This window comes from Sutcliffiella sp. NC1 (genome assembly GCF_027594365.1).
Lineage (GTDB): Bacteria > Bacillota > Bacilli > Bacillales > Bacillaceae_I > Sutcliffiella > Sutcliffiella cohnii.
Genome location: NZ_CP115153.1, coordinates 1,037,894 through 1,050,589 on the forward strand (window position 1 = coordinate 1,037,894; position 12,696 = coordinate 1,050,589).

17 protein-coding genes are annotated in these 12,696 nt (G+C 34.9%); 10 read left to right on the forward strand and 7 right to left on the reverse strand.

Annotated features, from left to right (window positions below):
* Positions 1-126 precede the first annotated feature (126 nt).
* Positions 127-1,320 (forward strand): MFS transporter, encoded by a 1,194-nt coding sequence (locus O1A01_RS05230; protein WP_270066377.1) that lies wholly within the window; start codon positions 127-129, stop codon positions 1,318-1,320.
* Positions 1,321-1,365: 45 nt separating this feature from the next.
* On the opposite strand, the gene O1A01_RS05235 is transcribed toward O1A01_RS05230, so the two are convergent.
* Positions 1,366-1,902, reverse strand: coding sequence for a hypothetical protein (locus O1A01_RS05235; RefSeq protein WP_066416742.1), 537 nt, complete (start codon positions 1,900-1,902; stop codon positions 1,366-1,368).
* A gap of 139 nt (positions 1,903-2,041) precedes the next feature.
* Between O1A01_RS05235 and moaA the strand changes: the two genes are divergently transcribed.
* Positions 2,042-3,064, forward strand: coding sequence for a GTP 3',8-cyclase MoaA (gene moaA, locus O1A01_RS05240; RefSeq protein WP_270065735.1), 1,023 nt, complete (start codon positions 2,042-2,044; stop codon positions 3,062-3,064).
* A 44-nt stretch (positions 3,065-3,108) separates the two neighbouring features.
* On the opposite strand, the gene O1A01_RS05245 is transcribed toward moaA, so the two are convergent.
* The 3 genes from O1A01_RS05245 to O1A01_RS05255 all read right to left on the reverse strand — a co-directional run bounded on the left by O1A01_RS05245 (position 3,109) and on the right by O1A01_RS05255 (position 4,713).
* Positions 3,109-3,576: a hypothetical protein gene (locus tag O1A01_RS05245; RefSeq protein WP_066416734.1), complete on the reverse strand. Its 468-nt coding sequence runs from the start codon at positions 3,574-3,576 to the stop codon at positions 3,109-3,111.
* Between the two features lie 144 nt (positions 3,577-3,720).
* The gene (gene moaC, locus O1A01_RS05250; protein ID WP_270065736.1) at positions 3,721-4,206 is read right to left on the reverse strand and encodes a cyclic pyranopterin monophosphate synthase MoaC; all 486 of its coding nucleotides are present in this window, start codon (positions 4,204-4,206) and stop codon (positions 3,721-3,723) included.
* Between the two features lie 12 nt (positions 4,207-4,218).
* Positions 4,219-4,713 carry a MogA/MoaB family molybdenum cofactor biosynthesis protein gene (locus O1A01_RS05255; protein WP_066416729.1) on the reverse strand — a complete coding sequence of 165 codons (495 nt, stop codon included), beginning with the start codon at positions 4,711-4,713 and terminating at the stop codon, positions 4,219-4,221.
* Positions 4,714-4,852: 139 nt separating this feature from the next.
* Between O1A01_RS05255 and O1A01_RS05260 the strand changes: the two genes are divergently transcribed.
* Positions 4,853-5,863, forward strand: a complete 1,011-nt coding sequence (locus tag O1A01_RS05260) for a MoeB/ThiF family adenylyltransferase (RefSeq protein ID WP_066416727.1) — start codon at positions 4,853-4,855, stop codon at positions 5,861-5,863.
* 38 nt (positions 5,864-5,901) lie between these two features.
* Here O1A01_RS05260 and O1A01_RS05265 read toward each other — a convergent pair whose 3' ends face one another.
* Positions 5,902-6,435: a hemerythrin domain-containing protein gene (locus O1A01_RS05265; protein WP_235858139.1), complete on the reverse strand. Its 534-nt coding sequence runs from the start codon at positions 6,433-6,435 to the stop codon at positions 5,902-5,904.
* A 19-nt stretch (positions 6,436-6,454) separates the two neighbouring features.
* The gene (gene ric, locus O1A01_RS05270) at positions 6,455-7,168 is read right to left on the reverse strand and encodes an iron-sulfur cluster repair di-iron protein (protein ID WP_066416724.1); all 714 of its coding nucleotides are present in this window, start codon (positions 7,166-7,168) and stop codon (positions 6,455-6,457) included.
* Between the two features lie 236 nt (positions 7,169-7,404).
* Here ric and O1A01_RS05275 point away from each other — a divergent pair, with 236 nt between their 5' ends.
* From O1A01_RS05275 to O1A01_RS05295, 5 genes are all read left to right on the forward strand, one after another.
* Positions 7,405-8,628 carry a molybdopterin molybdotransferase MoeA gene (locus O1A01_RS05275; RefSeq protein WP_333482935.1) on the forward strand — a complete coding sequence of 408 codons (1,224 nt, stop codon included), beginning with the start codon at positions 7,405-7,407 and terminating at the stop codon, positions 8,626-8,628.
* Complete coding sequence (gene mobB / locus O1A01_RS05280; RefSeq protein ID WP_270065738.1) at positions 8,625-9,134, forward strand: molybdopterin-guanine dinucleotide biosynthesis protein B; 510 nt, start codon at positions 8,625-8,627, stop codon at positions 9,132-9,134. The genes O1A01_RS05275 and mobB overlap by 4 nt, the downstream gene beginning before the upstream one ends.
* Positions 9,127-9,588 carry a molybdenum cofactor biosynthesis protein MoaE gene (locus O1A01_RS05285; protein WP_066416717.1) on the forward strand — a complete coding sequence of 154 codons (462 nt, stop codon included), beginning with the start codon at positions 9,127-9,129 and terminating at the stop codon, positions 9,586-9,588. Before mobB ends, O1A01_RS05285 begins: the two co-directional genes overlap by 8 nt.
* A complete protein-coding gene (gene moaD, locus O1A01_RS05290; RefSeq protein WP_066416714.1) occupies positions 9,585-9,818 on the forward strand; it encodes a molybdopterin converting factor subunit 1 in 234 nt (77 codons plus the stop codon). The genes O1A01_RS05285 and moaD overlap by 4 nt, the downstream gene beginning before the upstream one ends.
* Positions 9,819-10,029: 211 nt before the next feature.
* Complete coding sequence (locus tag O1A01_RS05295) at positions 10,030-10,758, forward strand: nucleotidyltransferase domain-containing protein (protein WP_270065739.1); 729 nt, start codon at positions 10,030-10,032, stop codon at positions 10,756-10,758.
* A gap of 38 nt (positions 10,759-10,796) precedes the next feature.
* Here O1A01_RS05295 and O1A01_RS05300 read toward each other — a convergent pair whose 3' ends face one another.
* Positions 10,797-11,123 (reverse strand): hypothetical protein, encoded by a 327-nt coding sequence (locus O1A01_RS05300; protein ID WP_066416710.1) that lies wholly within the window; start codon positions 11,121-11,123, stop codon positions 10,797-10,799.
* 263 nt (positions 11,124-11,386) lie between these two features.
* Between O1A01_RS05300 and O1A01_RS05305 the strand changes: the two genes are divergently transcribed.
* Together O1A01_RS05305 and O1A01_RS05310 are read left to right on the forward strand one after the other, a co-directional pair.
* Positions 11,387-11,779, forward strand: a complete 393-nt coding sequence (locus O1A01_RS05305) for a respiratory nitrate reductase subunit gamma (RefSeq protein WP_270065740.1) — start codon at positions 11,387-11,389, stop codon at positions 11,777-11,779.
* A gap of 176 nt (positions 11,780-11,955) precedes the next feature.
* A complete protein-coding gene (locus O1A01_RS05310; RefSeq protein ID WP_270065741.1) occupies positions 11,956-12,672 on the forward strand; it encodes a YwiC-like family protein in 717 nt (238 codons plus the stop codon).
* Positions 12,673-12,696: the final 24 nt, after the last annotated feature.

Below are 12,696 nucleotides of genomic sequence, written 5' to 3' on the forward strand. Positions count from 1 at the left end.
CTAAAGACTACCTGTAATAAAAATAATGGGTGTGCTATTATTTAGGAGGGCGAAATAGTATAATGATAAGTACAAATTTCCATATATATAAATAGCTAGGAAGAAGGAGATATATTGAAACAAAGCATGAAAGAACCACTATGGACCAAATCTTTTATTATGCTAATATTTGCAAATCTTTTTCTTTTTATGTCATTTCAAATGCTTATCCCAACATTGCCAGCTTATATAAAATCGTTAGGTGCGTCAGGGTTTGAAATTGGTTTAGTGACCGCAATGTTTTCCATTGGAGCTGTATTGTGCAGACCATACATTGGATTTTTATTAAGGTTTTCAGCACGAAAACCGTTAGTTGTTTTATCAGCTGTTGCGCTATTATTTGTAACGATCATACATCCGATAACACAAATTGTTGCCATCGTTTTAATAATTCGTTTGTTGCACGGAATAGCTTGGGGGATTTCCACTACTGCAAATGGAACAGCAGCAGTTGATATTGTACCGAATTCAAGGCTAGGGGAAGGAATGGGCTACTTTGGTCTATCTGTAACGATAGGTATGATTGTTGCACCAAGTTTAGGTATCTTTCTTTATCAAGTAACAACGTTTACAAACTTAATCTATATATCTAGTTTTTTAGGAGTTATTGCGATTATTTTATTTTCTGTCGTTCAATATGAAACACCTGAAGAAGTTAGAAAAGCAAAGAAAGAAGAAATACCATTTTCCTACTTCGGATCGTTTATCGAAAAATCGAGTTGGTATCCTGCGCTTATCACTGTTATGGTAACATTTGGTTATGGAACAATCGTCACATTTATCGTTATTTTTGGCGATGAGCGGGGAATAAAACAAATCTTCCTTTTCTATCTTTTAAATGCAATAATGGCATCTATATCTAGACCAATTGCTGGTAAATGGTTTGATAAACATGGACCGAAAAGTTTAGTAGTACTATGTATTTCGTTAGCTTTTATTGGCCTGTGGGTTGTATCGCTAGCTCATTCTAATTTAATGATCGCAATTGCTGGAGTTCTCTTTGGAGTAGGTTTTGGCTCCTTAATCCCAACGTTACAATCTTGGACATTATCTCAAACTCCGCCGGAAAGAAGAGGAGTAGCAAACGGGATGTTTTTTTCGTCCATTGATTTAGGAATCGGATTAAGTGGACTTATCTTCGGTGTTGTTGCTCAATTTGTTGAAATAGCCGTACTTTTCCAAATCTCAAGCATATTCCTTATCATCGCTCTTTTCTTTGTTCTATTTCAAAGAAAAGAAAAAAGACGTGTGTTACCGCAACCACAAAAAATTTCTTCCTAATAAAAAGGATGCCATTGTTTGTTGGCATCCTTTACTATATTAGAGTTATTCATATACAGCTTCAATTTTTAAATTTGACCCAGTTGTCTTTCTTTCGCCAAAAAGAGTAATAACAGAGCAAGAAATGATTGTGAAAATATCATTAAATGGATCCGTTTCGTAGTCGACAAGTAAGCCTTCTAACAACACGTTTTCATTTTCATCTTGAACAGAAACTTTCTTTCCTTCTAATGACTTTAGCTTTGCAGTGGTTAAAAACTTTTCCCATGCAGCCCAATTCGTTACGATAAAAGTTTGGCTTCCATCTTCTAAGTAACCTAAACAGCAATGACTATCATCGTAGGTTGCATGTAAATTATCTATTAGATCGATTAATGCGTGATGAATAAACTCATATTCTTTAAAGTTTAGCGATTGTGCAAACGTTCCTACAAGCGAATGATTTTCCCATGAAAAAGTAATCAATACTTTACGATTTTTACTTTTTTTATATACATTCTCGGAATGAAACCAACCATATTTTATCATCGTTTCTGTCACGTCATTCATAGCTTTATCGGTTTTTAGAAAAATTTTAAACATTTTCTTACCTCCGTCTCAATTTGTCCCTTATTTTGAGTATAAATAATAATAGTTACATATACTGTGATGTTCATCACAGATATAGTTTTAGGAAATATCTAAAATGAAAATATAAGAATAAACGACTGGAGCGATTAGGATGGCACAACAATTAGAAGTGGTAAAAGATTATTTAAATAGACCAATTCGTGATGTTCGAATATCTGTTACCGATCAGTGTAATTTTCGCTGTGCCTACTGTATGCCAGCGGAAATATTTGGACCAGATTTTCCATTCATGAAAGAAAAAGAATTATTGTCGTTTGATGAAATTGTTCGGGTTGTTACTAACTTAGCTCCATTAGGGGTAGAAAAGGTGCGTTTGACGGGTGGAGAGCCGTTATTAAGGAAAGATCTTCATCTACTTATTGAGCAATTAAACAAAATTGAGGGTATTCAAGATATCGCTTTAACTACTAATGGCGTACATTTACCAAAACAAGCGAAAAAACTAGCGGAAGCAGGTTTGAAAAGAGTAAACATTAGTTTAGATACGTTAGATGAAGATTTGTTTAAGCAAATTAATGGTAGAGGCGTAGGTGTGAAACCAATACTTAAAGGAATATACGCTAGTATCGACGCTGGTCTTGAAGTTAAGATCAACATGGTTGTAAAAAAAGGCTTAAATGACCATCATATCGTACCGATGACGACCTTTTTCAAAGATTTAGGAGTTACCCTTCGCTTTATCGAGTTTATGGATGTCGGAAGTTCTAACGGTTGGAAATTTGATTATGTTGTAACGAAGAAAGAGATTTTTACCATTTTAAAAAAGCATTTTGAACTAGAGCCAGTAAATCCTGCTCATTTTGGGGAAGTTGCGAAACGTTATCGTCACGTTGGTACAAAATCAGAGTTAGGGTTTATCACTTCCGTATCAGAGGCATTTTGCTCTACGTGTACGAGAGCGAGAATATCAGCAGACGGAACATTTTATAACTGCCTTTTTGCTACAAAGGGATTTTCATTGCGTGATTTAATAAGAAATGGTGCAACGGACGAAGAACTTACAGATGCAATAAAAAATATTTGGTCTAAAAGAGCGGACCGTTACTCAGAAGAAAGAACGGAAGAAACTGCCCGTAACCGTAAAAAAATAGAAATGTCCTATATAGGTGGATAAAAAAATACAAGGTAATCATAAATTACCTTGCATTTTTTATGTGATCATGAAAATAAAAAAAAGAAAAGTAAATGCATAAGGAAGAAAAGAGTAACCATGTTCGCCCAGTTTATAACAAGTTTATGATTTTTCGGTTGTATGACTCCAAAAGCGAATATGTACCAAAACCATTTGGAGTCTCGCCATCTTTTTTTATTGAATGCTGCTGGACTCTTCTTTTTTTTATTTTCATATTTAGCCCATAAAACGACTAAAACAACATCTAAAATAGCGCCAATCGTAACTGCCGTCAAGGCAAACTCCTTAGATACTGTCCATTTTCTTGAATTCGATAATTCCATTTCCCGTACTTCGACTTCTTTCTCATACTTTTCTAGTTCTTCGCTAAATGAGAGGTTAATAGTTTCTTCTTCATTCCGTTCATATTGAAAAAACAGTACACCAAGTATTAACGATAGCAACAGTAAAAAGTAGCCACTAAAGAATAAGGTTACAACTTTATTGTTTTTCATGGGTACAGCCCCTTAAGAAAACTGATTATATGTAAATATTACTATGATTTTATAGTAACTAGAGTAGCTAAATATGACCAAAAAAGGATAATATCAGAAAGATATTATCCTTTTAATGATAGTTTTATTTAGAAGTGTATATGGCTAGCTTTTATTGTGGATAAAGTCACTTTTTCCACCTTTTTTCTCAAGGAGGAACGTTTCTTTAATAACCATCGCCTTATCCATCGCTTTACACATATCGTAAAACGTTAGAGCCGCCACAGATACTGCTGTTAAAGCTTCCATTTCGACCCCGGTGTTACCGCTACATCTCACTTCACAGTCGATCTGTAATTCATAATGCGAAGGATGAGAAATATACTCGAATGAAAAATCAATTCCTTGTAATAGTAGAGGATGACACATTGGGATAAGCTCCCACGTTTTCTTTGCGGCCATAATACCGGCGATTTGTGCAGTTTGTAATGGATCACCTTTTTTAATACTTCCACTATTAATCGCTTCGTATAGTTCTTTAGAAAAAACGATAGAGCTACGCGCTGTGGCACTTCTTTTCGTTTCTCCTTTTTCTGAAACGTCTACCATTTTTGGTCGACCATGTTCGTTGAAATGTGAAAATGAACTCATCTAGCCTCACTCCTAATGTCTATGTAATTCTTCAATAAAATGAGAAACAGAAGGGAGAATTAATTTTTCTGTACCAAGTTTCACTGCATTCGTAGAACCGGGTAGAGCATAGATAGGTGTTCTATTTTTACTTCCCGCAGTTGCTCTACTAAACATTGCTCTCGCTCCAATTTCCTCGAAGCTTAACATTCTAAATAACTCTCCAAAACCTGTCATTTCTTTTTCAAATATACTTGTCACGGCTTCATATGTAATGTCTCTTGCAGTAAAACCAGTACCGCCAGTAACGATAATAGCTTGTATGTCAGGAAGATTACACCAATCTTCTAAAATAGTAACAATATCATGAAAATCATCTTTTACAATTTTATAGTCTATTACGGTATGATTGCTATTCTCTAAAAGTTGTTTTATCGTTTGTCCACTGCGATCATTTTCAATTGTTCTAGTATCACTTACCGTCAAAATAGCTGCCTTAATAGCAGAGTACTTATTTGTTGGTATCATATGATTTCTTCACCTCTATAGTATTATAACCTAATAAAAGGGTAACAATCATTAAGTGAATAATCTGTGACGTATATCACAGATGGACGACTGTACAAATGTTGTAATATAGATACATTATGTTAATGGGGGAGAAGAAATGAGATATTCTCGTCAAGAGCTATTTACTCCTATCGGAAAAGAAGGGCAAAAAAAGATAAGAGATAAACATGTGCTCGTTGTAGGAGCAGGTGCTTTAGGAAGTGCCAACGCAGAAATGTTAGTTCGAGCAGGGATTGGCAAATTAACGATTGTCGATCGTGACTACGTTGACTGGACAAATTTACAACGACAGCAATTATATAAGGAAGAAAATGTTGTGGAGCAATTACCAAAAGCGGTTGCTGCCGAAAGAAGATTAAGAGAAATAAATTCAGAAGTAGAAATTGTCCCCCATGTTATGGATGCTGATAGAGAAACGTTAGAACCACTAGTCGGTGACGTAAGTGTTATCGTCGATGGAACTGATAATTTTGATATAAGGTTTATTGTCAATGATCTAGCACAAAAACATAACATTCCTTGGGTATTTGGTTCATGTGTTGGAAGTTACGGGATGAATTTTACGTTTATTCCAGGAAAAACTCCGTGTTTACAATGCTTGTTAAAAACGATTCCAATGTCAGGAATGACTTGTGATACTGTAGGTATACTTAGTCCAGTGGTACAAATAGTATCTTCGTATCAAGTAGCAGAAACGTTAAAGATTTTAACAGAAAATGATGAGGCTATTCGTGATACATTATTAACGTTTGATGTATGGCAAAATGACTTCTTTACGATGAAAGTACAAAATGCGAAAAGTAATGATTGCCATTCTTGCGGGAAAGTTCGAACTTATCCATATTTACGTTATGAAAACGCGACAAAAGCAGAGGTGCTTTGTGGAAGAAATACAGTACAAATTCGCCCTAAAACGATAGGGGAAATTAATTTAGACGAACTGTATAACAAGCTCACGAAGCTAGGTAAGTGTGAAAGAAATCCATATTTAGTTTCCATTATGGATGGAGATTTAAAAGTGGTGTTTTTCTATGACGGTAGAGCGTTTATTCACGGAACAAATGATATGATAAAAGCAAAAAGTGTTTATTATAAATATATCGGATAGAAGAAAAATGGGCGTCCATTATGTGGGACGCCCATTACTTATTTTACTCGTTCTAATAAGAGTTCTTTTTCTTCTACTGTTAAATATTGCTCTGCCATTGGGAACAACACTTGTTCTTCCTTCATAAAGTGAGATGTTAGTACGTCATAAGTTGTCATTACGTGAATTAGAAGCTTTTCGAATGTTTCAGGCTGAATAGGTTCTGTAATATTTTCAGTACGAGCAAGAAACTCGTGAATATTACGCTTCGCTTCATCATGTTCATATTCCATTACAACTAGTGGTCCAGACTCTTTTCCGATATACTTTTCCATCATTTTAAAAAGATATCCTTCTTCTTTTTCCGAATGAACGTGTAATTCATCAAAAAAGTTAGTAACAATCGTTCTTAAGTGCAATAAAGACTTCTTGTATTGACTTGGCTCTGTATTTTGAGCGTAGTCTCTAGCAAGATTATTCATTTCTGCCTTCGCTTCATTTAATGGACCATGTTCAGATTTTAGTAACTGCAAACCTTGAGATAATTGGATAGGCTCCCTGTTTAAATCGTTAAACATTCCACATTGTTGCATACTATTTTTCCTCCTATACTCAAGAAATCCAACGTTCTTTTGCTTTTGGGAACAATATGTTATTTTCTAAATGAATATGTTTAAACAAATCATCCTCAATGCCAGCTAAACGGCGATATACTAGTTGGTAAGTGCCGCATGCCCCTTCTGGTGGAGTGAAATCATTCGTAATCTCTCTTAATTTCTTTATAATGTCACCAGCGTGATCATGTTCATCTTCTAAATGTTTAATATGTTCTAGAAGTTCAGCGGAAGCTGTTTCCACATTTTCTCTTTCTGCTTCAATGATAGCTGGAAACACTTCCGTTTCTTCTTTTATTGTATGTTGTTCTAGTTCTGTTTTAAGTTCATGGAATAAGCTATGAACTTCTTTTAAATGTGTATGATGTTGCCCATGGACTCTAAATACTTTTGTAACATAAGGGCTAAGAGCAGGCAGCTCTTCTTGCAAAAATTGATGATGTTTCTGAATAATAATATCTATAATATCTTCACAAGATGCTTGATCCCAATCTGTACCTAATTCATTCCGTTGTTTTGCATCCATATACATATTGGATAGACTAGATAATACATCTTGTATTTCTAGATTTCTCTCTAGTACAGCTTCTATTAAAGGGCGGTTACCACCACAACAAAAATCTATTCGAACACTTTTAAAATAATCACCGGCTTTCGGAAACTTTGTAACAATATCACCTACGATAGATTGTTCATGAAAGATTTGTTCCATTTATATCGCCTCCATTATTCTTTTCACTATTATCATAAGTTTTATTGGATGAAGTGAATGTGATGTGAATCACAAATAATCAATATAAATGTCACAATAATGTGACGTGTGAGGTAAATCACATTTTCTGTTAAATGTGTTTGATAAATTGGTATTATAAGAAGGTAGAAGGAGTGAGAGGATTGACTGTTGAAACAAGAAAGCCAATTCCAGTAAAAGAAGCAATACGAAAAGTGATGAAATTCGCTGAAATAGGGAGCAACGAAGAGGTGCTTCTACCGGATAGCTATGGAAGATATTTAGCGGAAGATTTAATCGCAAGTCACGATGTACCGCCATTCCATAAGTCTCCCTATGATGGTTTTGCGATAAGAGCAATAGATTCAAAGGAAGCTTCACAACTTAATGAAATAGAATTTAAAGTAATAGATGAAATTGGAGCGGGATTTGTTACGACAAAAAAAGTTGGGCCATTTGAGGCTGTTCGTATTATGACAGGTGCACAAATGCCATATGAATGTGATGCTGTTGTGATGCTAGAGTTAACGAAAGAATATGAACGGGACGGCAAAAAATATATGAGCATTAAACGCTCTTTCCGTTCAGGTGATAATGTGTCCTTTCAAGGAGAAGATACGAAGAAAGGCACACCTTTAGTGGAAAAAGGGACACGTATTAATCCAGGAGTTCAAGCACTGTTAGCAACTTTTGGATATGAAAAAGTTCGCGTTAGTAAGAAGCCATTAATAGGTATTTTTGCTACAGGAACGGAATTATTGGAAGTGAACGAACCGTTAGTACCAGGGAAAATTAGGAACAGTAACGCTTATATGGTACAAGGACAAGTTATAAGAAGTGGGGCTACGTTTCGATACTTTGGAAAGCTGAACGATCAATTGGATGAATGCTTTGAGGCTATAAAAAATGCACTAGACGAAGTAGATATATTAATAACAACTGGTGGCGTTTCAGTAGGTGACTACGACTATTTACCAGCAATTTATGAGCGACTTGGTGCGAACGTGTTATTTAATAAAATTGGGATGAGGCCAGGAAGTGTAACAACGGTAGCAGAATTAAATGGGAAACTACTATTTGGACTTTCGGGCAATCCATCTGCTTGTTATGTAGGGTACGAGCTTTTCGTCAGACCTGTAGTTAAAACGATGTTACGCTCCTATACTCCATACTTACAGTCGGTTGATGCGATTTTAGAAGAAGATTTTCCTAAACCAAATCCGTTTACTAGATTTGTACGTGGTGCGGCTACTTTTAAAGATGGTCACTTAGTAGTAAAAACAAGTGGTCTTGATAAATCGAACGTTGTTACCTCGCTTTCTGGTGCAAATGTATTGATCGTATTACCAGGTGGGACTCGAGGGTTTACGAAGGGTGACAAAGTAACGATCCTTCTATTAGAAGTGGAGCAAGGGACAAATACGCTATGGGCGGAAAAATGAATATTATTCAAGTTGTAGGCTATAAAAATAGTGGAAAAACAACGCTCGTTGAAAAAATAATTCGTTATTTTACAAAAAATGGTCTTCAAGTTGGTTCAATTAAACATCATGGACACGGTGGTAAATTGGAAAGTGTGGAAGGGTCAGATTCGGTACGTCACCAAAAAGCAGGAGCGCTTTTATCGACTGTTCAAGGGGACGGAGAAGTTCAACTATTTGCCCATGGTGAGGAATGGAGTTTAGCCAAAATTGTTCAACTGTATGAGTTTTTAAACGTTCGTAAAGTTATTATTGAAGGGTATAAAAAAGAGGGTTATCCGAAAATAGTTTTAATAAAAAATGACAATGACTTAAACATGCTTGATGAATTATCGAACATTATAGCAGTAATATGCTGGGACAACGTAGTGTTTAAAAACAACAATGGAATACCGACGTTTTATCTAGAGGAAGATGAACGGTTTATACATTGGTTATGGGAGGAAGTGTCAAAGGAAAATGAGTAAAATGTTTGAGATAACAGATAAGCCGATCTCGATGGAAGATATAGTAAAAAAGGTAGAGCGAAGAGAAGCTGGCGCAATTACAACGTTTATCGGTACAGTTAGAGAATTTACGAAAGGTAAACGAACGCTCTATTTAAAATACGAGGCATATGTACCTATGGCAGAAAAAAAACTTGCAGAGATTGGTTCAGAGATAAAAGAGAAGTGGCCAGATGCTCATGTAGCCATTTCACATAGAATTGGTAAGCTCGACATTAAAGATATTGCAGTAGTAATAGCGGTTTCGACGCCACATCGTAAAGATGCATATGAAGCTAATGAATACGCAATCGAAAGAATTAAACAAATTGTACCGATTTGGAAAAAGGAACATTGGGAAGACGGAGATATGTGGATTGGAGATCAATTAGAAACTACGAGTTACCCAAGTGGAAAACCGGAGGGATTAGAATGATAAAAGTTTTACTGTTTTCATATTTACAAGAGGCAGCTGGTGCAGGACAGCTTGAAATAGACTCAGAGCAATTAACCGTATTACAACTAAAGGAAAAGTTGAATAAGGAGTATGAGCTTACAAATCTACAACAAGTAATGGTCGCGATAAATGAAGAATATGCAACGGATGAACAAATAATAGCTTCAGGTGATACAGTTGCTTTAATACCTCCAGTAAGCGGCGGTTAATAGGAAAAGGTGTTTTATTGAACGAATTTTATTAGGAGAGAAAGCCACAAAAGTATATAATTAACTTAGAAAAGTTCGCTGCATAAAGCGGACTTTTTTTGTGGAGAGATAGGAGATTCATGTTAAAATTGCTATATTAGGTAGTAAAAAATAGGTAGACAGAGAGGATGAATTTAAGAGAATTAACTCTTGTTGAGAGGAGTAAATAAAAATGAAAAATAGACTAGAGCCGATAGAAGCAGCCACTTGCATTATTGAAAAGTACTTTTCAAATTGTCAGGGAGCTATTTTAGCAGGAAGTGTTGTTCGTGGACAAGCAACGGAAACTTCTGATTTAGATATTGTAATTTTTGATGAAAATTTAACTTCTTCATATCGTGAGTCGCTCATTGAATTTGGTTGGAACATTGAACTGTTTGTACATAATTTAACATCTTATCGGTTCTTTTTTGAAAGTGATTGTAAGGCAGCTAGACCTAGTATGCCAACAATGGTAAGTGAAGGAAAGATTTTAAAAGATACTGGTATTTTGACAGAAATAAAAAAAGAAGCAAAAGAGTTGTTGAATCAAGGACCAAAAGAGTGGTCAAAAGATACGATTGATATGAAGCGATATTTTATTACAGATGCGTTAGATGATTTAATCGGTTGCCAAAACAGAGGCGAAGGGATTTTTGTTGCTAGTAAACTCGGTGAACTAGTAAGTGAGTTCATTCTACGCAGTAACCGTAAATGGATAGGTTCATCAAAATGGGTTGTCCGTTCCTTAGTTCAGCACGATAAGGAACTTGCAAACGAATTTGTTGAAGCCTTCGATACGTTTTATAAAACAAACGATATTCATAAAATAGTGAGCTTTATTGATAAAGTTCTTAAACCTTACGGTGGAAGGTTCTTTGAAGGTTTTTCTATTGGAAAAACAAAAAAAAATTCCGATTAATTTACAAACAATCAGTGGGGGTACCACTGATTGTAGTTTCACTTAATACTATGTGATTTGATTAGATCGATATCGTCTGTAGGATCAAACACTTCAAAATATTTATAAGTAGGCTCCGAACTTGTTATGTTCTGAAGGTCCTCCACTAGCGATGGAAAAAGCTTTTCATTAGCAATTTCTGCATGCTCCTTCGTATCCCAATAGTTTAAAGCTCGATACTCTCCTGATGCATCATCAAAAAAGTAAACACTCCCCCGAAAACCTGTTAACTGACGACTAATCTTATCGTATTTTTTTATTATATTTTCCGCAGTCATTCGGTTGTCTTTTCCTAATTTAAATTGAACTAAACGAGCATAAAACATCGTTAAACCCACTCCTAATTTCTGAATTTAAATCGAAATAATTGTCTATTGGCTACCACTGTTTGGAGTACCTTTATATTAATATGTTAAGAAAATAATTTTAGTGTTTTTCGTTTTGCTATTTACATGCGCTTTTCAATCTAAATCAGTGACCTATTGTACAGACAAAGTTAAAAAAAGTGACAGAACTGTGATAATAATCACAGTTTCGAAACAATGACAACGTTACAATAGTAGTAACTTAAAGGAAAAGGGTGAAGTGAATGATGAATATGGTTGATATCATTCTATGGGTTATTGTTCCGTACTTAATGGTTGCTATTGTAGTTATGTCTTTTATTTGGAGATGTGACTTCAGTAACGATGAAAAACCGAAAAGAGGCTTTAAGTTGAAAGGAAGTTTAATTGGATTTCTTATAAGTGGATTACTGTTATTTTTAAGTGCAGATATGAGCAATATATTTTCCTTGCTATACGAGTGGTTATACGGTCTTTTAACGCTAAACCCTAACATGGATCAACTCGCAACCTATCCTTTACTTTACATCATTCACTGGATTTTTGGCTCTTTGCTTATTATGAATTTCCTGGAAACAATAGCTTCAAAAGTGAAAATCGGAAGAAAAAGAATATATATTATAGAAAAGTTATCGTAACGCTAGATTAGTTCTAGCGTTTTTGTTTGGGTTTAGGGATTTGTCGAATTTGCAAAACTTACTGTTTCGTTGTTGATTTGCAAAAAAGTCATAATTAGAGTGGGAAGGTGTGATGTACATCACTTCAGATGGTTTTTATAGAAATTATACTATAAGAGGAAAGGAGATGTTTCGAAATGAAGCTTGTTTTACCTAAACAGCATGGTGCGTGGGCTATGCTACTTATTCCTTTTTTACTAAGTGCTTTTATAGGTAATGCATCTATTTTGCATATACCGTTATTTTTAGGATGGCTACTTCTTTATTTATCAACATATCCATTATTAATGGCAATAAAGAAGAAAAAGCCGTCCCTACATTGGAAATGGTTTTTCTATTATGCCTTTCCTGCCTTACTTTTTCTTATAATCGTTTTATACTATCATTTCCCGTTATTTTATTTTGGAGTAAGTTTAATTCCGTTTTTTCTCATAAACATATATTTTGCTAGACAAAAAAACGAGCGTGCCCTACTAAATGATATTAGCGCTATTATCGTTTTTTGTATTGCTGGATTGGCGAGCTATCACGTTGGTGTTGAAAGTATTGATCGTACTGCATGGCTTCTTTTTATGTTTAACTTCTTATTTTTTGTAGGAAGTACTTTTTATGTAAAGACGATGATTAGAGAAAAAAATAACCGGAAATATTTATTTATTTCGTGGGGCTATCACATCATCGCAGTGGTGGGGATGCTATTCATAAATCCGTTGCTTATAATTGCATTTATTCCAAGTCTTTTCCGTGCATTTTACTTTTATGGGAAAAGTTTGTCAATAATGAAGTTAGGTATTTATGAAATTATAAACTCTGCTTTATTTTTCTTTACGATTTTATTAGTTTTTCTTAAGTAGTGCAATACTAAAATGAGCAGAACA